25 protein-coding genes are annotated in these 25890 nt (G+C 71.2%); 15 read left to right on the forward strand and 10 right to left on the reverse strand.

Going from position 1 to position 25890, the window contains the following annotated elements:
- Window positions 1-2: 2 nt before the first annotated feature.
- From RG19_RS13760 to RG19_RS13780, 5 genes are all read left to right on the forward strand, one after another.
- The gene (locus RG19_RS13760; RefSeq protein WP_058835764.1) at window positions 3-1268 is read left to right on the forward strand and encodes an SAM-dependent methyltransferase; all 1266 of its coding nucleotides are present in this window, start codon (window positions 3-5) and stop codon (window positions 1266-1268) included.
- Complete coding sequence (locus tag RG19_RS13765) at window positions 1265-2053, forward strand: DUF1295 domain-containing protein (protein WP_058835765.1); 789 nt, start codon at window positions 1265-1267, stop codon at window positions 2051-2053. Before RG19_RS13760 ends, RG19_RS13765 begins: the two co-directional genes overlap by 4 nt.
- The gene (locus tag RG19_RS13770; protein ID WP_058835766.1) at window positions 2050-3132 is read left to right on the forward strand and encodes an SAM-dependent methyltransferase; all 1083 of its coding nucleotides are present in this window, start codon (window positions 2050-2052) and stop codon (window positions 3130-3132) included. The genes RG19_RS13765 and RG19_RS13770 overlap by 4 nt, the downstream gene beginning before the upstream one ends.
- A 78-nt stretch (window positions 3133-3210) precedes the next feature.
- Complete coding sequence (locus RG19_RS13775) at window positions 3211-3774, forward strand: lipocalin family protein (RefSeq protein WP_058835767.1); 564 nt, start codon at window positions 3211-3213, stop codon at window positions 3772-3774.
- Between the two features lie 416 nt (window positions 3775-4190).
- Window positions 4191-5552, forward strand: a complete 1362-nt coding sequence (locus RG19_RS13780) for a DUF2891 domain-containing protein (protein ID WP_202905341.1) — start codon at window positions 4191-4193, stop codon at window positions 5550-5552.
- 48 nt (window positions 5553-5600) lie between these two features.
- On the opposite strand, the gene RG19_RS13785 is transcribed toward RG19_RS13780, so the two are convergent.
- The 6 genes from RG19_RS13785 to RG19_RS13810 form a co-directional block, all read right to left on the reverse strand.
- Window positions 5601-6014 (reverse strand): hypothetical protein, encoded by a 414-nt coding sequence (locus RG19_RS13785; RefSeq protein WP_157515278.1) that lies wholly within the window; start codon window positions 6012-6014, stop codon window positions 5601-5603.
- A gap of 89 nt (window positions 6015-6103) precedes the next feature.
- On the reverse strand, window positions 6104-6793 hold the full coding sequence (locus RG19_RS13790; protein ID WP_058835769.1) for a glycosyltransferase family 2 protein: 690 nt from the start codon (window positions 6791-6793) through the stop codon (window positions 6104-6106).
- Complete coding sequence (locus tag RG19_RS13795; RefSeq protein ID WP_058835770.1) at window positions 6790-7404, reverse strand: SAM-dependent methyltransferase; 615 nt, start codon at window positions 7402-7404, stop codon at window positions 6790-6792. Before RG19_RS13795 ends, RG19_RS13790 begins: the two co-directional genes overlap by 4 nt.
- Window positions 7401-8198 (reverse strand): PIG-L deacetylase family protein, encoded by a 798-nt coding sequence (locus RG19_RS13800; RefSeq protein WP_058835771.1) that lies wholly within the window; start codon window positions 8196-8198, stop codon window positions 7401-7403. Before RG19_RS13800 ends, RG19_RS13795 begins: the two co-directional genes overlap by 4 nt.
- The gene (locus RG19_RS13805; RefSeq protein WP_425599705.1) at window positions 8186-9184 is read right to left on the reverse strand and encodes an acyl-CoA dehydrogenase; all 999 of its coding nucleotides are present in this window, start codon (window positions 9182-9184) and stop codon (window positions 8186-8188) included. The genes RG19_RS13800 and RG19_RS13805 overlap by 13 nt, the downstream gene beginning before the upstream one ends.
- A 398-nt stretch (window positions 9185-9582) precedes the next feature.
- On the reverse strand, window positions 9583-10503 hold the full coding sequence (locus RG19_RS13810) for an AraC family transcriptional regulator (protein ID WP_058835772.1): 921 nt from the start codon (window positions 10501-10503) through the stop codon (window positions 9583-9585).
- 78 nt (window positions 10504-10581) lie between these two features.
- Here RG19_RS13810 and RG19_RS13815 point away from each other — a divergent pair, with 78 nt between their 5' ends.
- Entirely contained in the window at window positions 10582-11316 is a 735-nt protein-coding gene (locus tag RG19_RS13815) for an SDR family oxidoreductase (protein WP_058835773.1), read from the forward strand.
- 99 nt (window positions 11317-11415) lie between these two features.
- On the opposite strand, the gene RG19_RS13820 is transcribed toward RG19_RS13815, so the two are convergent.
- Window positions 11416-12309 carry a LysR family transcriptional regulator gene (locus RG19_RS13820; RefSeq protein ID WP_058835774.1) on the reverse strand — a complete coding sequence of 298 codons (894 nt, stop codon included), beginning with the start codon at window positions 12307-12309 and terminating at the stop codon, window positions 11416-11418.
- 204 nt (window positions 12310-12513) lie between these two features.
- On the opposite strand from RG19_RS13820, the gene RG19_RS13825 reads away from it, so the two are divergent.
- From RG19_RS13825 to RG19_RS13855, 7 genes are all read left to right on the forward strand, one after another.
- Window positions 12514-13158, forward strand: coding sequence for a hydrolase (locus RG19_RS13825; RefSeq protein WP_058835775.1), 645 nt, complete (start codon window positions 12514-12516; stop codon window positions 13156-13158).
- A 107-nt stretch (window positions 13159-13265) separates the two neighbouring features.
- Window positions 13266-13994 carry a nuclear transport factor 2 family protein gene (locus RG19_RS18040; RefSeq protein ID WP_202905342.1) on the forward strand — a complete coding sequence of 243 codons (729 nt, stop codon included), beginning with the start codon at window positions 13266-13268 and terminating at the stop codon, window positions 13992-13994.
- 43 nt (window positions 13995-14037) lie between these two features.
- Window positions 14038-14931 carry a pirin family protein gene (locus RG19_RS13835; protein ID WP_058835776.1) on the forward strand — a complete coding sequence of 298 codons (894 nt, stop codon included), beginning with the start codon at window positions 14038-14040 and terminating at the stop codon, window positions 14929-14931.
- A gap of 8 nt (window positions 14932-14939) precedes the next feature.
- Window positions 14940-15383, forward strand: coding sequence for an OsmC family protein (locus RG19_RS13840; protein WP_082672679.1), 444 nt, complete (start codon window positions 14940-14942; stop codon window positions 15381-15383).
- Window positions 15384-16047: 664 nt separating this feature from the next.
- Window positions 16048-16413, forward strand: coding sequence for a hypothetical protein (locus tag RG19_RS17695; RefSeq protein ID WP_157515279.1), 366 nt, complete (start codon window positions 16048-16050; stop codon window positions 16411-16413).
- 223 nt (window positions 16414-16636) lie between these two features.
- A complete protein-coding gene (locus tag RG19_RS13850; RefSeq protein WP_082672680.1) occupies window positions 16637-17872 on the forward strand; it encodes an ATP-binding protein in 1236 nt (411 codons plus the stop codon).
- Complete coding sequence (locus tag RG19_RS13855; RefSeq protein ID WP_058835779.1) at window positions 17869-18417, forward strand: response regulator transcription factor; 549 nt, start codon at window positions 17869-17871, stop codon at window positions 18415-18417. Before RG19_RS13850 ends, RG19_RS13855 begins: the two co-directional genes overlap by 4 nt.
- 6 nt (window positions 18418-18423) lie before the next feature.
- On the opposite strand, the gene RG19_RS13860 is transcribed toward RG19_RS13855, so the two are convergent.
- Both RG19_RS13860 and RG19_RS13865 read right to left on the reverse strand, forming a co-directional pair.
- Entirely contained in the window at window positions 18424-18966 is a 543-nt protein-coding gene (locus tag RG19_RS13860) for a copper chaperone PCu(A)C (RefSeq protein ID WP_058835780.1), read from the reverse strand.
- Window positions 18967-19042: 76 nt separating this feature from the next.
- Entirely contained in the window at window positions 19043-21217 is a 2175-nt protein-coding gene (locus tag RG19_RS13865) for a TonB-dependent receptor (RefSeq protein WP_058835781.1), read from the reverse strand.
- Window positions 21218-21466: 249 nt separating this feature from the next.
- Here RG19_RS13865 and RG19_RS13870 point away from each other — a divergent pair, with 249 nt between their 5' ends.
- Window positions 21467-22813 (forward strand): PepSY-associated TM helix domain-containing protein, encoded by a 1347-nt coding sequence (locus RG19_RS13870; RefSeq protein WP_058835782.1) that lies wholly within the window; start codon window positions 21467-21469, stop codon window positions 22811-22813.
- Between the two features lie 53 nt (window positions 22814-22866).
- Window positions 22867-24966 (forward strand): TonB-dependent siderophore receptor, encoded by a 2100-nt coding sequence (locus tag RG19_RS13875; protein ID WP_058835783.1) that lies wholly within the window; start codon window positions 22867-22869, stop codon window positions 24964-24966.
- Between the two features lie 149 nt (window positions 24967-25115).
- On the opposite strand, the gene RG19_RS13880 is transcribed toward RG19_RS13875, so the two are convergent.
- Window positions 25116-25826: a superoxide dismutase gene (locus tag RG19_RS13880; protein ID WP_058835784.1), complete on the reverse strand. Its 711-nt coding sequence runs from the start codon at window positions 25824-25826 to the stop codon at window positions 25116-25118.
- Between the last annotated feature and the right edge of the window lie 64 nt (window positions 25827-25890).

Raw genomic sequence — 25890 nt, forward strand, 5'->3', positions numbered from 1 at the left:
CCATGACCGAGCTCGCCGACGCCACATCCCGCAGCCACCCGTCCGGTCTCGACGGCTGGTTGCGCCAGCGCCTGCTCGCCCAGTTGGCGACCCTCGCCCACGGCGAGCTGCATCTGGTGGATGCCTGGGGCGAAAGGCGCCTGGGGGCGCCCGCCGCCGACGGCTTGGCCGTCCGCGTACAGGTCGACGACCCGGCCTTCTACCGTGCGGTCGCCGCGCAGGGCAGCGTCGGCGCCGGAGAGGCCTACATCGAAGGCCACTGGCGCTGCGACGACCTGGTCGCGCTGGTGCGCCTTCTGCTGCGCAACCGCGATCTGCTCGACGGCATGGAGAACGGCCTCGCGCGCCTGGGCGGCCTCGCGCTGCGCGGCTGGGCGGCCCTGCGCCGCAACACCCGGGCCGGCGCGCGCCGCAACATCGCCGCGCACTACGATCTCGGCAACGATTTCTTCGGCCTGTTCCTGTCGCCGGACCTGATGTACTCGTCGGCGCTGTTCGAGCAGCCGGACGACACCCTCGAGATCGCCTCCACCCGCAAGCTCGACCGCATCTGCCGGCGCCTGGATCTGCGACCCGGCATGCGGGTGGTGGAGATCGGCTCCGGCTGGGGCGGGTTCGCGGTGCACGCAGCCACCCATTACGGCTGCCACGTCACCACCACCACGATCTCGCGCGAACAACATGCGCTGGCGCGTGCGCGCATCGACGCCGCAGGCGTCGGCGACCTGGTCGATCTGCGCCTGGACGACTACCGCGACCTCGACGGCCGCTACGACCGGCTGGTGTCGATCGAGATGATCGAGGCGATCGGCGCGCGTTACCTGGACACCTATTTCGCCAAGCTGTGCACCCTGCTCGAACCCGACGGCCTCGCCCTGCTGCAGGCCATCACCATCGAGGACCATCGCTACGCGCAGGCGCGCGACAGCGTGGACTACATCAAGCGCTTCGTGTTTCCCGGCAGCTTCATTCCGTCGCTTGCGGCGATGCTCGACGCCAAGACCCGCACCGGCGATCTGCAGCTGATCGGCCAGGACGATTTCGGCCTTTCCTACGCCCGTACCCTGCAGCTGTGGCGCGAGCGCTTCCTGGCGCGGCTGCCCGACGTCCATGCGCAAGGCTTCGACGAGGCGTTCGTGCGCATGTGGACGTTCTACCTCGCCTACTGCGAAGGCGGCTTCCGGGAGCGCTCCATCGGCGTGTCGCATCTGCTGATGGCGCGGCCGGGCTACCGGCCGGCGTCGGGCTCCGCGGTGCCGGCAGCGTGAGCACGACCACGCTCCTGCTGGCGATCTGGATCGGCGCCACGCTCGCGCAGACCGCCGCCTGGGCCTGGCAGCGGCGCGCCGCGAACGCCAACATCGTCGATGCCGTGTGGTCGAGCACGGTGGCCGCGTCGGCGCTGCTGGCCGCCGCCGTGGGCGACGGCGCGGTGCAGGCGCGAATCGCCCTGGCCGTGCTCGGCGGCGCCTGGGGCCTGCGCCTGGCCCGTCACCTGTGGGCGCGCGTGGGCGAGGCCGAGGACGGCCGCTACCGCTATCTGCGTGATCACTGGCAGGGCCACCAGGGCAAGTTCTTCGTCTTCTTCCAGGCGCAGGCGCTGCTGGCGCCGCTGTTCGCACTGCCGTTCGTGGTCGCGGCGGATAGCCCGCAGACCACCCTGTGGCCATGGATCGCGCTGGCCGTCGCGATCTGGGCGATCGCGGTGGCCGGCGAAACCGTCGCCGACCGCCAGCTCACGCGCTTCCGCGCCGATCCCGGGAATCGCGGCGGGGTGTGCCGCGACGGGCTGTGGCGGTATTCGCGCCATCCCAACTACTTCTTCGAATGGCTGCACTGGTTCGCCTACGTGGCGCTCGCGGTCGGCGCGCCGCTGTGGTGGCTGACGTGGGCCGGCCCGGTGGTGATGTACGTGTTCCTGCGCTACCTCAGCGGCGTGCCGTGGACCGAGCGGCAATCCCTGCGCAGCCGCGGCGAGGCCTATCGCGACTACCAGCGCACCACCTCGATGTTCTTTCCCTGGCCCCCGCGCCGCAAGGAGTCCGCCCGATGAACGCCGCCACCGACGACGACACCCTGCACCACGACACCCCGGCGCCCGGCCTGATCGGCCTGGCCGAGCGTGGGCTGGTGCCCGACGCGGCGCTGCGCATCGGCATCCGCCGCCTGTGCGCGCAGCGCCTGGCCGAAGAATCCGAAGGCGGGCTGGAAGCGCAGTCGGCCCGGTTCGAGCGCCGGCTGCAGGAACTGCGCGGCAGTGCGGTGGCCCTGCACACCGATGCCGCCAACCGCCAGCACTACGAACTGCCCGCCGACTTCTTCCGCCACGCCCTCGGCCTGCGCTTGAAGTACAGCAGCTGTTACTACCCGACCGGCCGCGAAACCCTGGACCAGGCCGAGGATGCGATGCTCGAGCTCTACGGCCAGCGCGCTGAACTCGCCGACGGCCAGGACATCCTGGAGCTGGGCTGCGGCTGGGGCTCGCTGACGCTGTGGATGGCCGAGCGCTACCCCGACGCGCGGATCACCGCGGTGTCCAACTCCAACGGCCAGCGCGAACACATCGAAGCGCGCTGTCGCGAACGCGGCATCGACAACGTCCGTGTGATCACCTGCGACGTCAACGCGCTCGCACTGGACCCGGCGCAGTTCGACCGCTGCGTGTCGGTGGAGATGTTCGAACACGTGCGCAACTACGCGGTGCTGCTGGAGCGCATCGCCGGCTGGTTGCGCCCGGGCGGCAAGCTGTTCGTCCACATCTTCGCCCACCGCCACCTCATGTACCCGTACGAGACCGCCGGCGAAGACAACTGGATGGGCCGGCATTTCTTCACCGGCGGCCTGATGCCGGCCGCCGACACGCTGCTGCACTTCCCCGAACACGTCCGCCTCGAGCAACGCTGGCTGCTCGACGGCACCCACTATGCGCGCACCGCCAACCACTGGCTCGAACGCCAGGACCAGCAGCGCGAACCGATCATGGCGCTGATGCGGCAGACCTACGGCGACGCCGGCGCGGCGCTGTGGTTCCAGCGCTGGCGCATTTTCTGGATGGCCTGCGCCGAGCTGTTCGGCTACGCCGACGGACAGGAATGGCTGGTCGCCCATTACCGCTTCGCGCGCCGCGACTGAAGGCCGTCGAGCGATGTCCGAGCCGCATACCACAGGCGCCGCCCACGTAGCCGCCGCCACGCACCCCGGAGAACCGCCATGCGTCCCTACCGCTTCATCGCGCGCGCCCTGTTCGTCGGGGCGCTGGCCATGACCGCCGCCTGCAGCGGCAACGACACCCGGCAGATCCCGCCGGCCGCCCACGTCGACGTGCCGCGCTTCATGGGCGATTGGTACGTGATCGCGCAGATTCCCACCTACATCGAGCGCGAGGCCTACGACTCGGTGGAGACCTACGCGCTGCGCGACGACGGCCGCATCCAGACCACGTTCCGCTACCGCAAGGGCGGCCACGACGAACGCGTGCGCACCATGCATCCGGTCGGCACCGTGCGCGAGGAAGGCAACGGCGCGATCTGGGGCATGCAGTTCGTGTGGCCGATCAAGGCGGAGTACGTGATCGTCTACGTCGACGACGACTACCAGCAGACCATCGTCGGCCGCAGCAAGCGCGACTACGTCTGGCTGATGGCGCGCACGCCCAGCATTTCCGAAGCGGATTACCAGGCCCGCATCGCCTTCATCGCCGGACTGGGATACGACACCTCGCAGATCCGCCGGGTGCCGCAGCAGGCGGCGGCCCAGGCCGCCAGCGCGGACTGACGCAGCGGCCGACCGCATCCACGAACCGGCGCACTAGCGGGTCCTCCGGAAGCCTGTCGAGATACGGGAGGTCGATGGCGAAGCCGGGCGGCCGGGCGGACGGTTCCACGATCGCGACGCCTGCGGGCGGCGACCCCCTGCGGGTGGCCGCCGATGAGCGCGTCGAACTCACGCGCCTCCAGCTTCGCCAGGGCTGCACCCGGATCGGCCCGCGGCCGCACGACGAGATCGCCGTCATCGGTGACCGCACGCCGCAACGCCTCCGCCGCCGGAGTCGCGGGACTCACGCGCGATCCGGTCGCGCCCGGTGCACGGCTCGTGCTGTCGGTCGGCGGCGCCGGGGGAACCGCCCTGCTGCTGCGGCGCTGCTTTGGTGCGAGACTTGCGCGCTCGCTACCCGTGGCCTCGATGCGACGGTGCTGACGGCGCCGATCTTCTTCGCACCGGCCGCGATGTCCGGCGTCCGCGCGCAGATCGAAGCGGCGCCGTCGCTCGCATCGGCCTGTATCGGCCTGACGTTCGCGTGCAAGCTCGGCCTGCAGGTCCTGGATGCGCTCGCGTTTCCGGGCACGACGGCGGAGCGGTCGGGCGCCGGCCTCGTGCCGGGCAACCGCAACGTCGGTCTGGTGTGGTCCGCACTGGGCACCGCCGGTTCGCCGCGGCCGGCGCCTTACTTCGCCGCCACCCAGTTTCCGATCTACATCACACCGCGGTTGACCGAGATCTTCGCCCGCCGCGCCGAAAAAGGAGTCGTTACCGCGATGACCACCGCCTTCCCCGTCCTGACCGACACGCTCGCCGCCCGTTTCGCGCACATCGCCCTCGGCCATGTCCGGCGCGAGTATCCCAACAAGCCCGGCCACGTCCTGGCGGGGCCGGAGGACGCGCGGACGCCGAGCGCACTGCATCCGCTGTTCTACGGGAGTTTCGACTGGCACTCGTGCGTACACGGTTACTGGATGCTGGCGCGCCTGCTGCGCCGCCATCCCGACGGCGAGGCCGCCGCGGACATCCGAGCCCTGTTCGACGCGCAATTCGTGGAGGACAAGGTCGCAGCGGAATGCCGCTATCTCGAGGCGCCGACGTCGCGCGGCTTCGAGCGTCCCTACGGCTGGGGCTGGCTGTTGAAACTGTCGGCGGAACTCTCGCTGCTGGACGGAACGCCCTGGCACGCGCGGCTGGCGCCGCTGGCCGCGGTCTTCGTGCAGCGTTTCCGCGATTTCCTGCCGCTCTCGGCGTATCCGGTCCGGGTGGGCACGCACTTCAACACCGCGTTCGGCCTGCGCATGGCCGCCGACCATGCGGTCGCGACACAGGACGCCGCATTCGCCTCGCTGCTGCGCGAAACCGCCCTGCGCTGGTATGGCGAGGATGCGGATTGCCCGGCCTGGGGCGAGCCGGGTGGCGACGACTTCCAGTCGTCCGCGCTGATCGAGGCCGAATGCATGCGCCGGCTGCTGGCGCCCGCCGACTTCCTGCCCTGGTTCGACCGCTTCCTGCCCCGGCTTGCGGACCGGGCACCGGCCACGCTGTTCTCGCCGGTCGCGGTCAGCGATCGCACCGACGGCAAGATCGCGCATCTCGACGGGCTCAACCTCAGCCGTGCCTGGTGCTGGCGGGCGCTCGCGCAGGCGGTCCCCGGGGACGACGTACGACGCGCGATCCTGCTCGACGCCGCGCACCGCCACCTCGACGCCGGCCTCCCCCATGTCGCCGGCGATTACATGGGCGAGCACTGGCTGGCGAGCTTCGCGGTCCTGGCCATCGACGAGGCCTGACCGCATCGATCCGGCCGGCGCGCGGCGGAGACTCCCGAACGGTCCGTGTCAGCGTTGGGTGTCGTCGTCGGCACCGGACGCGGCCGCGTCGCGCTGCGCGCGGACCGCGTCGGTCCGCGTGGCCGGATCGAAGACGCGCTCGCCGTCGAACTCGATCCACGCGACGTCCCCTTCCAGGCTGAACTGGCATTGCACGGTGGTGGCGTCGCGCGGCGGCCCGTGCGCGCCCGTCTCGGCAATGCGGACCTGATGCCAGGTCACCAGGTATCCATCGCCCCCCGGAGCGGCGGCGACGACGGGCTCCGGCAACGACAGGTCGCCGCCCCCCGCTTCATCCAGCACTTCGCCCACCATCCGCTCGCAGCGCGTCTGCGCATCGCGCTCGGACCAGCGTTCGGCCGAGCATCCCGCGAGTCCGATCGCGGCGACCATCGTGCAGATCCACATCGTATTCGTCGTCATCGAAGCTCTCCCGTGTGCGAGATGCACGTTAGCGCGGGGCATGTCGCCGGGCCGTGGCGATCCGTGCGGACCGGACGCGCGCCGGTGGATCAGGACGCCACGGCGACCGGCGGACCGAGCAGGCCGGCGACCTCCTCGAGCGCGGACAGGTAATCGGCGAATCCGCCCCGCGCACGCCCATCGCGACGGGAGCTGGTGATCACCCTCGGCTGTGGCAGCCGCGCGATCGTCATGCCCATGCGCTCCAGCGCGTCGACCAGGGCGACATCCTCGCCGCTCGCCAGCGGAGCGAATCCGCCGCAGCGCCGGTAGGCATCGGCGGAGAGACCCAGGTTGGCGCCGTGGACGTGACGATGTCCGGTCAGCGCAGGATGCCGGCACTGGAAGGCCTCCACGACGGCGGCCGGGCGATCCAGCCAGTCGTCCACCGCCACCATGCCGCAGAAGGCGTCCGCGCCGATGGCGACCTGGGCGACCAGCCAGTCCGCCGGCACCCGGGTATCCCCATCCGTATTGGCCAACCAACGCGCGCCCAGCGCGATCGCGCATTCGGCGGCGGCGCCGCGTGCTGCGCCGACCGCGCCCGCGCGCAGTGTCACGACGTGCGCACCGTGCGCCCGGGCGATCTCGCCGGAGGCGTCGGTACACCGGTCCAGCGCGACCACGATCTCGACCCGCTCACCCTGCAACGCCGCGATCGCTGCGGACGTGCGGATCGATGCCAGACATGCATCGAGCAGACCCGCCTCGTTGTGGACCGGCACCAGCACCGCGATCATGCCGAGGCCTCCGCCGGCACCGGCACCAGACCTTCCGCCTGCGCGACCGACCGCCCGGGGCCCCAGGCGTCGAGCGCGATGTCGGCGTCGCGGTACGACAGCAGCGACGGCAGACCGATCCGCGCGAAGGCGGCATGGATGCGGTCGGTTTCAAGGCGGCGGTCGTCGAACGGCCAGCGCCAGTGGCAGGCCACGAGCGTGCCGCCCTCCCGCAACATGCCCGGCAGGCCGTCCACGAACCGGTCCAGCGCGCCGGCATCCAGGTAATAGGCCAGCTCGCTGACCACGATCAGGTCGAACGTGCCATCGGGCCATACGTCGGGCAGCGCCTGGCGCTCGACGCGCACGTGCCCGAATGCCGACAGGCGCTGGCTCGCGCGCTCGACGGCCGCGGCAGCGGCGTCGGTGGCGACCACCGCCTCGCAGCGCTCGGCCAGCGCGGCGGTCAACGCGCCCACCGAGCACCCCGCCTCCCAGCAGCGCGAGAACCGCGCCTGCGGCAGGCTCGCCATCAGCAGGGCGCGCTTGCGCTGTTCGTACCAGCGGCGGGTGACGCCCCACGGATCGGGCTGCGCATGCAGCATTTCGAAATGGGCGCTCTGCACGCTCATCGTACGAAGACTTCGAAGGAGCGACGGAAACGCGCCAGCACGCGATCCGGCAGGATCGGCGCATCGACGTCGATGCCGCGGCCGGTCTGGCTGCGGAACGCGCGCATGGCCCACAGTTTCCGTGCCAGCAATCCGCGATCGAGATCCAGCCGGCCCATGCGCTCGCGCGGCATGTCGCGGCCGTCGGCGTGCGACCAGTGCCAACCCCAGACGGGGAACTCAAGGCGGCGGCAGCCCGTGCAGGTCGTCGCTTCGGCCACCGCCGCAGCCGCGGCCTCGTGGTCGGGATGGCCGTCGCGCGCCCAGGTGGTCGCGATGAGGTCGTGCGGCTGCAGCAAGCGATGGATGCGGCCGACCAACGCGGCGCCCTCGTGCCGCAGCATGCCGTCGGGCAGGCGGAAATGCTCGACACCGCCGCTCTGCACCCCCAGCCGGTTCAGGGCGACATCGAGTTCCGCGCGGCGCATGCGCGCCAGCATGGCCGGTGGCAATGATGGTGCGTCGGGATAGCAGGCCTCGCCGTCGGTCAACGCCAGGATCCACACCGGCAATCCGAGCGCCGCGGCCGCGGCGATCAGGCCGCCGGCACCCAGCACTTCATCGTCGGGATGCGGCGCCACGACCACCAGCCGGCGGGCGTCGCCCAGCAACGTACGGATGTTCCAGCGCGGCAGCGCGTCCAGCCAACCGGCCGCGCGCCATTCGGCCTCGGACGTGCCGTGCCCGGCGATCCGGGGCGGGGGAGCCACGGGGTCCGCCGGCGTGGCGCGTGCCGTCGCGGTCACAGCTGCCATGCGGACGCCTCCCCGGCGATCGCCTCGCCGATGGCCTGGAGATCGCGCTCGGCGTGGGTCTGGCGGACGAACACCGTCAGGTCCGCGCAACGTTGCGCGTGTTCGCGATCCAGGCACAGCGGCCCAGCGCCCAGCGCACGGCCGACGCGCTCCAGCGTGGTCGTGCAGGCCGCCTCCGCCGCCGCACGCACCTGCATCACCTCATGCCGATGCGGATGCTCCGGCCGCGCGTCGACCGCGGCCGCGAGGGCGCGCAGTGCCTGCATGGCGGTCGACAGCGCGACATCGATCGCGCCCAGATGCGCGGCGGCATGCGCGTCGCGCGCGACGGCGGCATGCCGGCGCAGCCGCTCCGCCACGGCACCGGCCGCACCGAGCCAGCATGCGGCGATCCCGGCGCCACCGTGCCAGAAGCCTGGCCGTTCGAGATAGTCGCCAGGGCCACCGACCAGACGCGCAGGCGCAGCCTCGAACACCACTTCGCCGGAGCGGACGGCGCCCATGCCGATCGCCTGCCAGGCGCTGTCCTGACGCGAGATGCCGGAGACCGAAAGATCCACCGCTGCGAGACCGCGCCGGCCGTCCTCGAGCACGACGGTCAGCAGTGCGTGACTGACCAGATCCGCACCCGAGCACCAGGCTTTCCGACCGCGCAGCACGCCGTCGGTATGGTGGACCTGCGCATGTGGCGGCTCCGCCGCCCAGACCGCCCACAGTTCGCCGGGCCGCGGGCCGTCCGCATCCAGCTCCGCACAGATCGCCTGGGCGTCGTAATGCGCTTCCAGCACCTTGACGAGCGAAAGATCCCGGGCGGCGATCTGCGCCAGGGCGCGCCAGCGCTCCAGGGTCCGGCCGCCACCGGGACGCGGCAGCGTGGGCTGGGTGTGCAGCACGTCGCGCGCGTCGCGTGCCAGCGACGGCGCGAAGGGAGACGCGTCGTCGGCCCGGCGATCAGCGGACGGGGAGAGAGCGGACACGACCGGCATCGACGGACTCGACAGGCACCAAGGAAGGCGACCACACTAGGTAGCGCCGGGTGAGTGCTGCGAAAAAGAGCCTCCGGGCACGGACCCGCGCCATCCGCGCGCGTGCGCGGATCCCGCTCGATATCTCTCCGCAGGTGGCCCGCCGACCGCGCCACGACGCGGTGATCGCCCACGTCGCACGCGCCCGTCCGGACACGGGATCGGTGCTTAACCGTTCATGCTTCGCATCGAGGACGTGCGGTGCGGCCGTGCACGCCTGGGACCCGCGCGACGGTTCATCCGTCAGTCCGCCCCCGCGCGTCGGCATTCGCCCTGGGTGTCGAAGCGGCCCGGACGGGCCACGAGCGATCAGCGAACCGACCCGACGCGTCCGGCGAGGAGCACGGCGACGGGCGCCGTCACGATCGGGCGCTCGCGCCCGGGGACACCCCGAAGGTGCGCCGGAACGCATGGGCGAAGGCGCTCTGCGAGGCGTAGCCGACCGTATCGGCCACGCGTTCGACGGTGGTGTCGCCGCGCATCAGCGCGGCGCGGGCCACGGTCAGCCGCCAGGTCCGCACGTAGGCCAGCGGCGACTGCCCCACACGCGCGGCGAAGGCTGCGGCGAAGGCCGCGCGCGACATGCCGGCCACGTCGGCCAGCGTCGCGACGGTCCAGGGGCGTGCGATGTCGCGGTGGATCGCATGCAGCGCGCGGCCCATCCGCGGGTCGGCCAGCGCGCCGAGCCACCCGGTCCCGTCCCGTGCCGCACCCGCGGCGTAGATCCGGATCGCCTCGACCAGCAGCACGTCGGCGAGCCGGTGGCCGACAACGTCGCCGCCCAGGGTCTCGCCGTCGCCCTCGCGCGCCATCAGCGCCAGCACCGCGGCGATCGCGCCCGACGCCGGTGCCGATCCGGACACGAGCATGAAATCCGGCAGCATCGCCAGCAGAAACGATGCGTTCGCACCGGAGAACGTCACCGAGCCCCCGACCCCCACCGTCTCCGAGCCGCCGACGCACACCGTGTCGCGGCCGGATGCCGCGAACATCGCGGCGCCGTCGGCGGGCGCCAGGCCCGGGTCGCTGGCCACGGTGTATGGCGTGCACCCGAGCACGCACACGTCGCCGGCGACCATCCGCTGCGGCGCACGCCCCGGCAGCAGCATCCACTGCGCGCCTTGCAGCAGCGCGACGAACTTCAGCCTGTCGACCGCGGGGAACGCGAACGCCCACGCGCCGCCGGCTTCCAGACGGGTCCGCCGCGTCACCCGCGCGCCGAGCACGTCGAGCACATCCGACAACGGGTCGGGACCTGGCGAAGACGATCGCGACGACATCGTAGACCTGCGCGCATGGAGGGCCCCGCACTTGTCCCATATTTTTTCCGCGGACGAAACCACACCCGAGGAAACCACATGGGCATCGAAGGCAGCACCATCGTCATCACCGGCGCGAGCAGCGGCATCGGCCGCGCCACCGCCGAACTGCTCGCCGCGCACGGCGCGTTCGTCGTGCTCGGCGCGCGACGCGAGGACGCGCTGCACGCCGTGGTCGCCGGCATCGTCGCCGCCGGCGGCCGCGCCGCCTGCAAGGCCACCGACGTGCGTCGCCGCGACGAGGTGGAAGCGCTGGTGGCCTTCGCCGTCGCCGAGGGCGGCCGCCTCGACGCGATCATCAACAACGCCGGCATCGGCCCGATCTCGCGCTTCGACGCGCTGCAGGTCGACGACTGGGACGCGATGATCGACGTCAACCTGCGCGGCACGCTGTACGGCATCGCCGCGGCGTTGCCGGTGTTCGCACGGCAGGCGCGTGGCCACGTGGTCAACGTCGTCTCCACCGCCGGCCTGCAGAACGTGCCGACCATGGGCGTATACGCCGCGACCAAGAACGCCGTGCGCACCGCCACCGAGATCCTGCGCCAGGAGGCCGGGCCGCACCTGCGCGTGACCGAGGTGTCGCCGGGCATGACCGCCACCCGTTTCGTCGACACCATCAGCGACGCATCGGCCAAGGCCATGATCGAGGATCAACTGGGCGACATCGCGATGCCGCCCGACGCGATCGCGCGCGGCATCCTCTACGCGCTGATGCAGCCGCCGGAGGTCGACGTCGGCAGCATCGTCATCCGGCCGACCGCGCAAGGCTGACCGGCGCACTCTCGCAGCAGGATCGATCGGGGCGGCCGGCGCAGCATCGTCGTCGGCATCGGTACCGCCACGGCGTGGCCACAAGACGGACTGCGGCCTTCAGCGCGGCCCGTGCGAGAAGTTCTCGGACGCCTCGAAGCAGGCGATCAGCACTTCGGTCAGCACGCGCACCTTCTGCGAGGGGTGCTGGCCCGGTGGGCGGACCACGTACACGCCCGCTTCCGGTGGCGGGTAGCGGGTCATCACCGGCACCAGCGCGCCCGAGGCCACGTGCTCGTGGGTCAGGCCATCGGGTACCGCCGCGATGCCAAGGCCGGCCACCGCCGCGGCGACCAGCGCGGTGCCGTTGTCGGCCTTGAACCGGCCCTGCGGATGCACGGTGAGAATCTGGTCGCCGTCCATCAGCCGCCACGACTCGGTGCCCTGCATGAGGGCCTCGTGGCCCAACAGTTCCTCCGGCGTTTCCGGCGCGCCGTGGATACGGATGTACTCCGGACTGGCGACGAGGGAGCCGCGGATCGGGCCGACGCGCCGGGCCAGCAGATTGGAATCGCGCAGGGTGCCGACCCGGATCCCGCAATCGAAACCGTCGGCGATCAGGTCGACGAAGCGGTCGCTGTAGACGGTGTGGATGTGCAGCCTCGGGTGCGCGCGCGCCATCTCCGCCAGCACCGGCGCGAAGTGGGTCGGACCGAACGACAGCGGCACCGCGATGCGCAGACGGCCGCGCAGCTCGCCGCTGGGCAGGATGGCGTCGATGGCCGCGTCGATCTCGGCGCAGGCGCGCGCGGCGTGCTCGCGGAAGGTGACCCCCGCCTCGGTGAGCGCAGCGCCGCGTGTATTGCGCGCGAGCAATTGCACACCCAGTGCCGCTTCCAGCCGGGCCAGGCGCCGGCTCACGATCGACTTGGAGATCCCGAGCCTGCGTGCGGCGGGCGACACGCCCCCGGCATCGGCCACCTCCACGAATGTCCGCAGTTCTTCGATGTCCATGCCGGCGTTCCCCTTCGCGCATCACAGCATCGCACATCCCGCAGGCGGCTCCGCGTTCCCGTTCCTGCGACACAGCTGGGCCCATGACGGCGCTACCGCGCCCCGTGGAGGAGTGACAAGGTTTCGTCCGGCAACGCGGCGCCTCCCGGCGTCCGCGCTTCGCTCCCCCACTTCCACCCATCACCTCCTACAAAGGACGGATTCATGACCTTCCGTAACGGCCTCGACTCGCTGCTTCGCCCCGAGGACTCCGTGCTCGTGCTGATCGACCACCAGCCCTACCAGCTGGCCAACCTCAACAGCCACGACCCGCAGATGGTGATCAACAACACCACCGCACTCGCCAAGGCGGCCAAGGCGTTCAACGTGCCGACGATCCTGACCAGCGTGCTCGAGGCCCGCGGCGGCAAGCTGTTCCCGACGATCACCGATGTGTTCCCGGGCCAGCAGGTGATCGACCGCACCCTGATCAACACCTGGGAAGACACGCCGACCGTCGATGCCGTCAAGGCGACCGGCCGCAAGCAGCTGATCATCGCCGGACTGTGGACCGAGGTCTGCGTCGCCATGCCGGCGATCCAGGCGGCTGGCGAAGGCTGGGACGTGACCGTCGTCACCGACGCCTCGGGCGGCACCTCGCTCGAGGCGCATCAAGTCGCCATCCAGCGCATGATCGCCGCCGGCTGCAACCCCATGACCTGGCTGGCCGTGGCCGCCGAATGGCAGCGCGACTGGGCGCGCGACACCGCCGAAGCGCTCAACGATGCCATCGGGCCGCACACGGCCAGCGGCATCGCCTACTTCTGGGAGCAGCAACTGCTCAACACGCCGGTGCCCGCGAAGGGCTGACCCGTCGATCCGGGCGGGGCCGGCGCCGCGCCGTCGCCCCGCGCCGGGATCGGATCGCCGGCCCGTTCTCCGCGAACGGGCCGCCCTGCACCAGACGAGGTACTCGAATGACGTTGTCGCATTTCCCCGTGGGTCAGGAGATGGATGTCACCTATCCGGACTTCCAGGTCGGTCTGACCTTGCTGTCGACGCGGCAGCTGACCTTCGAAATCAAGGACGGCCCCTTCGCCCGCACCGAGACCGTGGACATCCAGGTCGTGCCGCTCGGCAACGGCCTGTTCGCCATCAGCTGGCAGGAACGCGATGGCGCGACGGTCACCAACGTCCAGGACTACGATCGCGGCGTGGTGCATTCGTTCGCGACCCTGCCGGACGGGCAGTTCCTGCGGATGCTCGGGACGATCGCCGTCACCCGGCCCGCCGAACGCCGCATCGACGACCTCCCCCGACGCAACAGGGCACTGGTGCTCGACGCGATGACCTCGCTGTTTCAGCGCCGCGACGCCTCGGCGGTCGAGCGCCTGTACGCGCCGGGCTACATCCAGCACAACCCGGACATTCCCCAGGGTCGCGATGCATTGCGCGCGCTGGTCGCGGACCTGCCCGAGACGGTTCATTACGAGCCCGGACTGATCGTCGCTGAGGGCGCGTTCGTCGCCATCCACGGCCGCATCCGCGGCTGGGCGGAGACGCCTCAAGTGGTGGTCGATATGTTTCGGGTCGAGGATGGCCGGCTCGCCGAGCACTGGGACGTGCTGCAGAACGAAGTGCCGGTCACCGCAGCCAAGGCGGGCATCGCGATGTTCGATCCCGACGAGGGCGTTCGCGCCCCTTGATCCCGACCCCGCATCGATGGATGCGGCATGGAGCACACCCACCATGATCGAACAGGTCATCAGACAGCGGCGCCGGAACCTCGGCGGCGGCATGGACGTCGGCCGCGTACTGCCCACCTCCGAACGCCGCATGATCGGCCCGTACATCCTCTTCGACCATATCGGCCCCGTGGACATTCCGGCCGGCGTGGACCGCAGCGCCGATGTGCGTCCGCACCCGCATATCGGCCTGTCCACCGTCACCTATCTGTTCTCCGGCGAAATCATGCATCGCGACAGCCTCGGCTACGCGCAGGCGATCCGTCCGCGGGAGGTCAACTGGATGACCGCCGGTCGCGGCATCACCCACAGCGAGCGGTTCGAACGCGCTCGCGCGCATGGCGACCGCCTGCACGGCATCCAGGCCTGGGTGGCGCTGCCGCGGGAGTACGAGGACACGGCGCCCGCCTTCTCGCACCACGGCGCTGCCGATCTGCCGCAGTGGAGCGACGGCGGCACGCACGGGCAGCTCATCGCCGGCAGCGCCTACGGTCTCACCGCAGGCGTCGTCACCCACTCCCCGCAGTTCTACGTGCACCTCGACCTGGAGCGCGGCGCGACGGCGGAAATTCCCGCCGGCTACGCGGAGCGCGCCGTCTACATCGCGACCGGTGCGGTGGAGATCGGCGGCGTCACCTACGGCCCCGGCAGGCTGCTGGTGCTGGACGAGGCGCCGTCCTGGCTGTGGGCCCTGGAACGCTCGACGGTGATGCTGCTCGGGGGCGATCCGGTGGGCGAGCGCTTTCTGTACTGGAACTTCGTGTCCTCGTCGAAGGACCGGCTGGCACAGGCCGCAGCGGACTGGAAGGCCGGCCGCATGAAGCTGCCCGATGCCGACGACGCCGAATGCATTCCGCTGCCCGACGCGCCCGCACCGCCCGTGCCGGCCCTGTCGTGAGCCCTGCGATGACCGACGACGCCACGCCGCGCAGCGCAGCGCTCACCCTGGGCCGGGCCACGGCCCATCTCGGCGACGAGAACTATGCCGTCGCCATGAACATCGGCGGACACACGGTGGTGGCCGACGAGCCCGCGGCGCTGGGCGGACGGAACACGGGGCCCCGCCCCTTCGGCCTGCTGCTCGGCGTCCTCGGCGCCTGCACGCTGATGACATTGCGGATGTACGCCGAACGCAAGCAGTGGCCGCTGGTCGCACTCGACGTGTCGCTGCGCTACCTCAGGCCGGCGGAAGGCGGTGCGGATCGCATCGAGCGCGTGCTGGTGATCGGCGGGCTGGACGACGCGCAGCGCGCGAAGCTCGCCGACATCGCCGAGCGCACGCCGGTGACCCTGGCGATCAAGGGCGGGGTGTCGATCGACACGCGGCTGACCACCGGCGAGACGACGTGATCCGGGCGCGCCTCCGCGCCAGCGATGATCTGGCTGCGCGCGCATCGAGGTCGGCGGTGGGTCGCGATCGCGCCAGGCCAGCCACGCCACCAGGCTCAGCGAAGCGAGTGACGTCCTTCGGGTACTCGGCGACGAACCGGGTTTGCTGGGGGTGAGCGCCGATGTACTCATTGCAACCGGACCTCGGGTAGCACCGCCGGGAGCGTGCTGCACCGCACCTTGGACCTCCCGGAGCACTGACGTAGCGTGGATGTGCCCATTGGGGCGACCAAGGAGATCACTGTGAAAAGGAAGATACGGAGTGTCGTTTCGCTTGCATTCGCTGCCTTGCTGCTCGGCTCGTCCATGGGTGCAGCCGCCCAGCACTGCCCGGCGCCGCACTGCGAGTACCTGTTGAACGAGTGCCTGCAAGGTGGCGGTTGGGACTTCTGCCTGGTCCAGTACGAGTATTGCCTCCGGGACTCCTGCGTCTGACGGAGTCCACGCAGGGCGGGAGACCTCTCGCCCTGCGCTCCAGGCTCGGCAGGGCCAGCACGAATAGGCCAGCGGGGACCTCGCGCATGGTTGGTCGCCACGCGGCCTCTGCAGCTAGCTGGTCACCACCGGCACCAGGACCACCGCGACCAGGACCAGCGCCAGCAGCGTCCAGTCACGGACCTGCGCCTTGATCGTCGCCGGCAGTGCGGCGAACGCGATCAGCGAGCCGCTCGCCGACCGGCAACTGGTCGACCTGCCGATGTGGGTCGTCGCGCTGCCGGCATACAAGGCCGTCGCGCTGTCGCGTGTGGTCCAGCTGCTGCAGCGCGCACGGCCGCTGAAGGCGCCGGACGTCCCTGCGGGTCAGCTTGCCGCGGCGGCACCCGGTTCCGTGACGCCGGAACCGTCCTCGAAACGGACTGATCGGATCATCCGAACGAGCCACCATGTGGCACGCGAGAACAGTAAGTGCCGGCCGATCCGCCCGATCAAGGTCGCAGGACCAGTTGCCCAGATGGTGGCCCACCATCGAAATATCATCATAAACAACTGAATTCAAAAAATATTTTTCTAGCCTTGGTGGTGCGCTGACACACAATACGACTCACATTACTCCGGGCTGTCGCAAGGGCACGAAGTTCGTCTGCTCACTCGTACGTCAATGACCGCTCGCCGGAACAGCGGACATCGGATCGGCGCCCTTGATGCGCCAAGGGGCGGCACCTGCGACCAAACGTCGCAGTTGACCGATCGCCCGACTCTTTAAGATGCCAGCCATGCCAGACGCCGCCACCTCACTCGTCCGCAGCCTGCACACCCTGCGCTGGATCGCGGCGGCGTGCCTGGTCCTGGCGATGCTGTTCGGCGTCCACCACCTGCATCTGCATCTGCCCGGTGCGCCGCTGTGGGGGGCGATCGTGCTGCTGACGTCGTTCAACGTCGGTGTGGGCCTGCGGCTCCGCCGGCGCACCGAGGCGACCGCGGCGGAGGCCTTCGCCCACGTGCTGGTCGATACCGCGGTGCTCGCCTGGGTGGTGGCGTGGAGCGGCGGCATCGCGAATCCGTTCGCGTCGCTGTTCCTGCTGCCGGTGGCGCTGGCGGCGCTGGCGCTGCCGGCGCCGTGGGCGGTCGCATCCGGCGTGGCGAGCGTGTCGGGCTACCTGTTCGCGGTGACCCTGGCCCGGCCATTGCCGCACATGCACGGCGACGGCCTCGACCTGCACCTGTCTGGCATGGCGATCAACTTCCTGCTGTCGGTGGTGCTGGTGGTCTACTTCTTGGTGCGTCTGGCCTCCGCACGCGACGCCCGCGAGCGCGAGTTGGCGATGCTGCGCGAGCGCTTCGCCCGTGACGAAGGCATCGTCGCCCTGGCCACGCATGCGGCCTCGGTCGCGCACGAACTCAACACCCCGCTGGCCACGATGGGACTGCTGCTGGAGGAACTCGAGGCTGGCGAGCTGTCCCCGGAGGCCGCCGCCGATGTCGCGACGCTGCGACAACTGGTCGAGACCAGCGGCCGGCGCGTGCGTGCACTCGCGGACCCGGCCGACCCCGCGCATCAGGCGCCGGTCGCGCTGGAGCGCCTGCTCCAGCATTGGACCCTGATCCGGCCCACGGTCGACTTCGTCCAGACCGGCCGCCTTCCAGCCGGGCTCGGCGTGGACCGTGCGCTCGGCCACCTGCTGCTGGTGCTGCTGAACAACGCCGCCGACGCATCCGATGCCGCCGGCATGCCCCGTGTCGAGCTCGCGCTCGCCTTCGAGGCGGGCACGCTCAACGGCACGGTACGCGATCATGGCCCGGGCTTCGACACGCAGGCGCCGTTTCTGCCGATCCAGTTCCGCACGACCAAGGCCAACGGCATGGGCGTGGGCCTGGCACTGTCGCATGCCACCCTGGAGCGTCTTGGCGGCACGTTGTCGGTGGAGGACGCGCCGGGTGGCGGCACCATCGTGCGCTTCTGCCTGCCGCTCGGCGATGGGGCGCAGGCGCCCAACGGGGCCGCACGATGAACGGCCTGCTGGTCGACGACGACACGGTCTATCTGCAGGCGCTGGCCCGCGCGCTCGGGCGACGCGGCCTCGCCTGCACGACCGCCACCACGCCGGACGACGCGCTGACGCGCGCCCGGGCGCAACCCCCGGATTTCGCCCTGCTCGACCTCAAGCTCGCCGACCGCAGCGGCCTGGAGCTGATCCAGCCGCTGCGTGCGCTGCGCACGGACATGCGCATCCTGCTGGTCACCGGCTACGCCAGCGTGGCGACCGCGGTGGAGGCGATGAAGCGCGGCGCGGACGACTACATCCCCAAGCCGGTCTCGGCGGACCTGCTGCTGCAGGCGCTGCGCGGTGCGCCGGCATCGGCCCCCGTCGCGGTCCCGGCCGAGCCGGCGATGATTCCCCTGCGCCGGCTGGAGTGGGAACACATCCAGCAGGCGTTGATCGAGACCGACGGCAACATCTCGGCCACCGCCCGCCTGCTTGGCATGCACCGCCGCACCCTGCAACGCAAGCTGGGCAAGCGCCCCGGCAACGAGCGCGGCGCGCCCGACGATTGAATGCGGTCAGTGAACGTGCTCGTGCGCATCGGCCGGCTGGCCGGTGGCCGAGCGGACCTCGAAGACCGCCGGCACCCGGCCGGCACGCTCGAACACCAGCGTCGCGTCGAGCCGCGCGCCCGGTGCCAGCCCGGCGTCGGGTGCGATCAGCATCAGGTGATACCCACCCGGCGCCAGCGCCACCCGGGCACCGGCGGACAGCGGCAGGCCGTCGGTCAGTTCCCGCATCTGCATGACGCCGTCGGTCTCGCGCATCTCGTGGATCTCCACCCGCTCGGCGGCCGCGGTCTCGACGGCGATCAGGTGATCGTCCCGGTCGCCGCCTACCAGGGTCATGTACCCCGCCGCCACCGCGGCCGGTGGCGGCGGCAACCGGACCCATGGCTGCTCGACCGACACCCCGGCCGCCGGCATCGCCTCGGAGGCGCCCGGCGGCGCGTTCGCCGATGCCGGCGCATCGTGGCCGTCATGGGCCTCGTGCGAGGCCTGTCCGCATGCCGACAGCAGCAGCGCGGCGAGCAACGCGGACGACAGGGTTCGCAATGTCATGGTGATGCTCCTGTTCTTCTCGTTCGTCGATGATGGCACCGCCGGGCGACGGATCGGGCACGGCCGCGGATGGCCCTCAGAACGACGCGCGCACTTCCACGTCCACGCCCCGGGGTTCGCCCAGATAGACCATCTGCGTGCCGATGGCATGCAGCACGTAGCGCCGGTCGGCGAGGTTGCGCCCGCGCACGGTGACGCTGACCTCGGGCGTGGCCTGCCAGCGCGCGTACGCGCCCCAAAGTGCGTAGCCGGCGGTGCGCAGCGTGTTGGCGCTGTCGGCGTGGCGGGAGGCCACCGCACGCAGGTCGGTGCCGATCGACCAGTGCGGGGCGACGGCGAGATCCAGCCACAGGTTGCCCACGCGCGCCGGGGTGTTGGCCGGCCGGTTGCCGGCACGCGACACCGGCACGCCGCCCACGTTCTCGAAGAACTCGTCCAGCCGTGCATCCACCCAGCCCAGGTTGGCCTGCACGCGCAGCGCCTCGACGGGACGCACGTCCAGGGTGGCCTCCAGGCCGCGCGCCGACTGCTGTCCCACCGGCAACGTCTGGCCGGGGGTGTCGGGATCGGCGATGGCCAGGTTCTCGCGCACGATGCGGTACGCCGCCAGCGTGGCGCTGCCGCGGCCGTCGGCGAAGTCGGTCTTGGCCCCCGCCTCGACCTGCCGGCCGCGGCTGAGATCGAAATCGCGCAGCGCGGAGAAGCCCGCGGTGGACAGGATGCCGGCCGGCGGATCGGCCGCGGTGCTGACCTGCACGTAGACGTTGCTGCGGTCCGACACCTCCGCGCTCAGGCCGATGCGGCCGGTGGTCGAGGCGTAGTCGCGCGACCAGCGCGCGGGGTTGGTCGCGGTGGGCGCCCTGTGGTTGACCACGTCCAGATCGATGCGCTCGTGCCGCAGGCCGGTCATCAGGCCGAAGCGGTCGCCGAAGCGGGTCAGGTTCTCCATCGACACCGCGACGGTGTCCACCCGGTTGGTGGCGCCGGGCACGTGCCCCGGCGCGGTGCCGGGAATGTCGAAGAACCCGCCCGGCACGCGGGACTCCACCGGCACCACGTCGACCTCGCCGCCGATCGACTGCGGGAACCGGGTCTGCCGGTTGTGGCTGACCTCGAGGCCGGCCGTCCACTGCGTCGGCAGGCCGGCCAGCCGGCCGTCGCGCCGCCAGTCGGTGCGGTTGCCGGTCACCTGCTGATCGTGGCGCTGCTGCAGCACGCCCGAGCGCACCACGCCCGCGCGGGCCGCGTCCCAGCGGTAGCTCTCGACGTTGCGGTAGTCGCGCAGGGCATCGTAGTGGTACAGCGTGTTGACGATGCGGCCCAGCGCGCCGACATCCCATTCCAGCAGCGAGCGACCCCACCACACCTCCTGGCCGTAGAAGCCGTCGGCGACGTTGTAGTTGCGGCCGGCCGCGCCGGGAAGCACCTCCAGCCGGCCGCTGTCGCCGACGATCGCTGGCGAGCCCCAGTAGACCCGGCGGTTGTCCTCGTTCTGGTACTCCAGCGCCAGGGTGTGGACCAGCGTGGGCGAGAGCCGCGACGCCAGCGAGCCCGCCACCGTCCAGCCCTCGCGCCGCTCGGCGTCCACCCAGCCGTCGCGGGTGCTGCGCGCGGCATCCAGGCGCAGCGCGTGGGTGGCGGCATCGCCACCGAAGCGGTGGTTGACGCCCCCGGCCAGCACGCTGGCGCCGTGCGAGCCGGCACGGGCCAGGCCACCCGCGCTGTCGGCCCGGAAGTCGGCCATGCGGGTGACGTAGTTGATCGAGCCGCCCACCGCACCGGCACCGTACAGAAAGCTCGACGGCCCGCCGATCGCCTCGATGCGCTCGTAGATCCAGGCATCGACCGGACGCGCGGCGATCGAGGCGTACTTGACGTCGATGCCGTTGAACAGCTGGGTGACCTGGCTGCCGGAGAAGCCGCGCCAGGTCACCGCGTTGCCGTGTCCCGGCGGCGAGGCCACCACCAGGCCCGGAATCGCGAACAGCGCCTCCTGGGTGGTCCGCACGCCGCGCGCCTCCAGCGTGTCGCGATCGACCTGGAACACCGATGCCGGCGTCTCGCGGACGCTGGCGTCCAGGCGTGTGGCGCCAGCCGCGTCGCGGTCGAGCCCAACGCGCTGGCCGCGCACCTCGATGCCGTCGAGCGTGGTCGCACCGTCGCCTTGCGACTGTGCATGCACCTGGGCCGCATGCGCGGAAAACAGCACGAGCGTGATGGACAGGACGAGCGTACAGCGACTGCGAGGCATGGGGTCCGGATGGGGCGACGGCGACGGACCGGTAGCGTAGGCAGTCGCCCACGGCCTGCCCATGCGACCAAATGTCGCATCCGTCGGCGGACACGGCTTGCTAGCCTCTTCGCCCGGCGGCCCGAGCGCCTCGCGCGCGCCGGGCCGCTTCAGGCATGGACCGGACGACCGCCGTCCCGGCGCCGGGGCACGCGCCCCGATGGGAGCCGCGCCGCCGCTCCTTCCACGCGATGCACACAACACCCTGACATGACGCCTCCCGCGCACGCCGGCTCCGGCCACCGCCCGCCCCACGCCGCACCGCTGCGCCAGCGCGCATGGCGGTGGCACTTCATGGCCGCCCTGCTGGTGATCCCGTTCGTCCTCTGGCAATCGGTCACAGGCACCGTGTACCTGTGGTCGGAATCCTGGGTGGATCACCGACACCCGGACCTGCGCTTCGTCGCTCCCGGCGATGCCCAGGTGCCATTGGACCACCGCGTGGATGCCGCCCGGCTCGCGGTGGACGCAGCGGTCGCGAGCGTCATCGTGCCCGGCGATCCCACGCGCAGCACCCAGGTGATGTTCAACGACCCATCCGGCCTGCCGCGCGCGGTCTTCGTCGATCCCTACGACGGCCGCGTGCTGGGTGGGCTGGCCGGGCGCGCGTGGCCGGTGGGATGGAGCCGCAGCCTGCACGGTGGCTGGCCACTCGGCGACGCCGGCAGCTGGCTGCTGGAGATCGGCGCCGGCTGGACCATCGTGATGGTGCTCACCGGCCTGTATCTCTGGTGGCCGCGCGATGGCCGCGGCGCGCGTGCGCTGCTGCCGCGGCTGCACGCAGGACCGCGGATCTTCTGGCGCGACCTGCACGCCTGCGTCGCGGTCTGGTTCGCCTTGCTGATCGTGGCGTTCCTGCTCACCGCGCTGCCCTGGACGAGCTTCTGGGGCGGGCGTGTGCTCGCCCCGGTCCAGCAGGCGCTCGGCCAGCAGGCGCCGCCCGCGGCCGGTTTCGCGCCGGTGTTCGCCCCGCCGCCCGACACGCAGGGCGACGCATCGGCCGCCGCCGAAGACCCTGCCAACAGAGGCCGTCTGCAGGCGATGCTCGCCCGGGCCCGGGCGCACGGGCTGCGCGGCGATCTCGTGTTCCTGATGGTCGACGGCCCGCCGGGTGCCGGCGTTTTCGTGCGCAGTGCCACCCATGCGCAACCCGAGCACGCGCAGTATCTGCTGCTCGACCGCAGCGACGCGCGGGTGCTGGACACGGCGGACTGGTCGGATTTCCCGCCAGTGGCACGCGCGGTGGCCACCGGCGTACAGATCCATGAAGCCCGTTACTTCGGTCGGTTCGGCCCATGGGTCAACACCACCTTCGCGCTGGCACTCACCTGGCTGTGCGTGACCGGCGCCATGGCCTGGTGGCGGCGCCGACCTGCCCGGGGCCTGGGTGTTCCGCCCCGGCCGACGGGCCGCTGGCCCGGTTGGTTGCGCCTCGCCGCGGCAGGTCTGTTCATCGTCCTGCCGTTGCTGGCGCTGTCGTCGCTGTTGCTGTGGCTGCTGGATGGCGCCTGGCAACGGCTCACTGCGCGCCCGCCGACCGACCCGGGCATGGCATGACGCGTTCCGGCGTCCGACGACGCGCGGCCGCCACCACACGGGGGAGATCCACCTTGAACACCACACTGGCCGCATCCATCGCCCTGGCGCTCGGCGCGTCGCCATCGCTTGCAGGCGCGCAAGCCGTCGACACGGCCACAACACTCGACGGCGTGGTCGTCACCGGGACCCGGGTCGATGCCTTCGGCGTGAAGTCCGGCATCGCGCTCGAACGCATGCCGCAGAGCATCCAGGTGATCGGCGACGCCACGCTGGAGGATGTCGGCACCCGCAGCATCGAGGATGCGCTGCGTGTGGTGCCCTCGGCGACGATCGCCGGCAGCCGGATCGGCACGTCCACCAGTGCCACCCTGCGCGTGCGCGGGTTCGCCGCCCAGGTGATGCGCAACGGCATCCGCCAGCGGTTCTACGAGGGCGTGGACGCGTCGGCGCTGTCCAACATCCAGCGCATCGAGGTCCTCAAGGGCCCGTCCGGCGTGCTGTATGGGCAGTCCGGGGTCGGCGGCCTGGTGTCGGTGATCACCAAGCAACCGACCACCACCTTCTCGGGCGAAACCGCGCTCTCGCTGGGCAGCCACGATCGGCGCGCGCTCAGCCTCGACGTGGGCGGTCCGCTGGGCGAGAGCGTCGGCGTGCGTGTGACCGGCGAGATCGAGCGCTCCGGCACGTTCGTCGACGCCATGGACCTGGACCGCGAGAACGCCGGCCTGGCCCTGGCCTGGCGCCCGGACGCACGCGTGTCCGGGCACCTGGTCGCCGAATATCTGCGACGCCGGACACGCAACAATCCAGGCCTGCCCACGGTGGGCACGGTGCTCTCCAACGGCGTGGCGACCGTCGGGCGCGACACCTTCCTCGGCGAGCCCGGCTATTCGCTGCAGGAAAACCACGCGCCGCTCGTCCAGGGCTGGCTGGACATCCGGCTCGCCGAGACGTGGACCTTGACGCCCCGCGTGCAGTATTCCGAATTCAACAACACCAGCCGCTCGACCACGCTGCTGCCGCCTGTGGAGGGCGAGCCCACGAGAATCCAGCGCGTGGGCCGAAACGCAGGCGAAGAGGACGACTTCCGCATCGCCCAGCTCGACCTGTCGGGGCGTGCCCGCCTGCTGGGTGTCGAGCACGAGCTTCTGATGGGCGTGGAATACAGCACCGAACGGGTGAACTTCCGCATGCACGACAGCGTGCCCTGCGGCGTCGGGCCCATCGACGCCCTCGTGCCCGTGTACGGATGCGGGGCGCCCACCGCCGCGTTCGGCTTCCTGTCCGAGGCACATCTGGACGGTTTCGCGGTGTATGCCCAGGACCAGGTCGCCTTGAGTGATCGCTGGCAGGTGATCGGCGGACTGCGCCATTCCCAATTCGACAACGACAACACGTTCACCACGGCGTTCTCCAGCACCGCCGAGTCGGCCCGACTCCGCAACACGACCTGGCAGTTGGGCACCACGTTCGAGCTGGGCGGCGGGGTGTCGGCGTTCGCGGGCTACAACACCGGCTACGACCTGGAATGGGTGATCGGCGCACGCAACCGCGACGGCCGGCCGTTCCAGCCGGAAACGTCGGACCAGGCCGAGGTCGGCCTGCGCTGGTCGGGCGAACGGATGCAGGCCAGCGCATCGCTGTTCCGCATCCGCCGCGACGACGTGGCCGTACCCGATCCGGCCGACCTGGGATTCCAGGTCCAGGACGGCCGCTTCGAAGTGCGTGGGGTTGAACTTGAGGGCCACTGGCAGCCACGTCCGGCTCTGTCGCTGCAGGCCGGCTACGCCTACATGGATGCGCAGATTGCGCGTTCGAGCGATCCGGCGATGATCGGCGCGCGACTGGCGGAGACGCCGCGCCACGGCGCCACGGCGACCGCACGCTGGACGCTCGACCGCGTCGATCTGCACGCCGCCGGCCGCCACGTGGGCGAGCGGCACATGATCAACGGCGGCACGGTGGTGCTGCCGGGCTACACCGTCTTCGACATCGGCGTGGGCGCCGACTTCGGCGCGTGGCGGGGGGACGCGGCGTTGACCAATCTGTTCGACCGGGTCTACTACTACAGCGACAACCTGTTCGTGTACTCCATCGGCACCGAGGACCGTGTACTCCCGGGCGACCCACGCACCCTCGGTGTACGGCTGCGGTATCGCTTCGGCGGTTGAGCCGGAGCAAGCGGCCTGCTCAGTCGAGCAGGCCCGCCGCAGGTGGCGGATGGCGATCGCGCCGGGCCAGCCACGTCACCAGGGTCAGCGACGCGAGCAGCCACAGGCAGACCAGCGGGACGAACAGGACCATGCGGGCGGGCCGGCGCTCAGCCGCCGCCGGTCGCACGCGCGAAGCGCGCGTTGACCTCGCGCCAGTTCACCACGTCCCACCAGGCCTGCGCGTAGTCGCCGCGCCGGTTCTGGTAGTCGAGGTAATAGGCGTGTTCCCACACGTCCAGGGCCAGCAACGGCGTGCCGCGGGTCTCGACGACATCCATCAGCGGGTTGTCCTGGTTCGGCGTCGCGGTGACGGCGAGGCGACCGTCGGCACCGACGATCAGCCATGCCCAGCCGGACCCGAACTGTCCCGTCGCCGCGGCGGCGAAGGCCTCGCGGAAGGCGGCATCGGACCCGAAGTCCTCGGCGATGCGCGCGGCCAATGCCTCGGACGGCGCACCGCCCTCGCCCGGCGCGGCCATGACCTGCCAGAACAGACTGTGGTTGTAGTGGCCGCCGCCGTTGTTGCGCACGGCGGCGTCGTAACCGGACACGTTGGCCATGACCGCCTCGATGGACGTGTCCGCCAGCGCCGGGAACTCGGCGACCTTGGCGTTGAGATTGTCCACGTAGGCCTTGTGGTGCCGCCCGTGGTGGAGGGTCATCGTGCGTGCGTCGATCGCCGGTGCCAGCGCGTCCACCGCATAGGGAAGTTCCGGCAGGGCGAAAGGCGCGGCCGCGCGATCCTCGGCACCGGCGTGGACGGAAACGAGCGCGAGCGCGGCCGCGCAGGCGGCACCCAGCAGGACGACAGGACGCATGAGGACTCTCCCGGATCGGGCCCGGCCGGACATCGGCCTGGCGATGCCTGCCGAGGCTACCCGC

This window comes from Luteimonas abyssi (assembly GCF_001482195.1).
In the GTDB taxonomy this organism is placed as follows: Bacteria; Pseudomonadota; Gammaproteobacteria; order Xanthomonadales; family Xanthomonadaceae; genus Luteimonas; species Luteimonas abyssi.

What these genes read in the sequence shown, in the direction of transcription:
- RG19_RS13880 (WP_058835784.1), bottom strand. Translation starts at nt 25,826, where the DNA reads ATGCGTCCTGTCGTCCTGCTGGGTGCCGCCTGCGCGGCCGCGCTCGCG.
- RG19_RS13790 (WP_058835769.1), bottom strand. Translation starts at nt 6,793, where the DNA reads ATGATCGCGGTGCTGGTGCCGGTCCACAACGAGGCGGGTCTGCTCGAT.
- RG19_RS13855 (WP_058835779.1), top strand. Translation starts at nt 17,869, where the DNA reads ATGAACGGCCTGCTGGTCGACGACGACACGGTCTATCTGCAGGCGCTG.
- RG19_RS13860 (WP_058835780.1), bottom strand. Translation starts at nt 18,966, where the DNA reads ATGACATTGCGAACCCTGTCGTCCGCGTTGCTCGCCGCGCTGCTGCTG.
- RG19_RS13820 (WP_058835774.1), bottom strand. Translation starts at nt 12,309, where the DNA reads ATGGACATCGAAGAACTGCGGACATTCGTGGAGGTGGCCGATGCCGGG.
- RG19_RS13785 (WP_157515278.1), bottom strand. Translation starts at nt 6,014, where the DNA reads ATGACGACGAATACGATGTGGATCTGCACGATGGTCGCCGCGATCGGA.
- RG19_RS13835 (WP_058835776.1), top strand. Translation starts at nt 14,038, where the DNA reads ATGATCGAACAGGTCATCAGACAGCGGCGCCGGAACCTCGGCGGCGGC.
- RG19_RS13865 (WP_058835781.1), bottom strand. Translation starts at nt 21,217, where the DNA reads ATGCCTCGCAGTCGCTGTACGCTCGTCCTGTCCATCACGCTCGTGCTG.
- RG19_RS18040 (WP_202905342.1), top strand. Translation starts at nt 13,266, where the DNA reads ATGACGTTGTCGCATTTCCCCGTGGGTCAGGAGATGGATGTCACCTAT.
- RG19_RS13815 (WP_058835773.1), top strand. Translation starts at nt 10,582, where the DNA reads ATGGGCATCGAAGGCAGCACCATCGTCATCACCGGCGCGAGCAGCGGC.
- RG19_RS13805 (WP_425599705.1), bottom strand. Translation starts at nt 9,184, where the DNA reads ATGCCGGTCGTGTCCGCTCTCTCCCCGTCCGCTGATCGCCGGGCCGAC.
- RG19_RS13825 (WP_058835775.1), top strand. Translation starts at nt 12,514, where the DNA reads ATGACCTTCCGTAACGGCCTCGACTCGCTGCTTCGCCCCGAGGACTCC.
- RG19_RS13770 (WP_058835766.1), top strand. Translation starts at nt 2,050, where the DNA reads ATGAACGCCGCCACCGACGACGACACCCTGCACCACGACACCCCGGCG.
- RG19_RS13795 (WP_058835770.1), bottom strand. Translation starts at nt 7,404, where the DNA reads ATGAGCGTGCAGAGCGCCCATTTCGAAATGCTGCATGCGCAGCCCGAT.
- RG19_RS13810 (WP_058835772.1), bottom strand. Translation starts at nt 10,503, where the DNA reads ATGTCGTCGCGATCGTCTTCGCCAGGTCCCGACCCGTTGTCGGATGTG.
- RG19_RS13850 (WP_082672680.1), top strand. Translation starts at nt 16,637, where the DNA reads ATGCCAGACGCCGCCACCTCACTCGTCCGCAGCCTGCACACCCTGCGC.
- RG19_RS13775 (WP_058835767.1), top strand. Translation starts at nt 3,211, where the DNA reads ATGCGTCCCTACCGCTTCATCGCGCGCGCCCTGTTCGTCGGGGCGCTG.
- RG19_RS13840 (WP_082672679.1), top strand. Translation starts at nt 14,940, where the DNA reads ATGACCGACGACGCCACGCCGCGCAGCGCAGCGCTCACCCTGGGCCGG.
- RG19_RS13870 (WP_058835782.1), top strand. Translation starts at nt 21,467, where the DNA reads ATGACGCCTCCCGCGCACGCCGGCTCCGGCCACCGCCCGCCCCACGCC.
- RG19_RS13800 (WP_058835771.1), bottom strand. Translation starts at nt 8,198, where the DNA reads ATGGCAGCTGTGACCGCGACGGCACGCGCCACGCCGGCGGACCCCGTG.
- RG19_RS13760 (WP_058835764.1), top strand. Translation starts at nt 3, where the DNA reads ATGACCGAGCTCGCCGACGCCACATCCCGCAGCCACCCGTCCGGTCTC.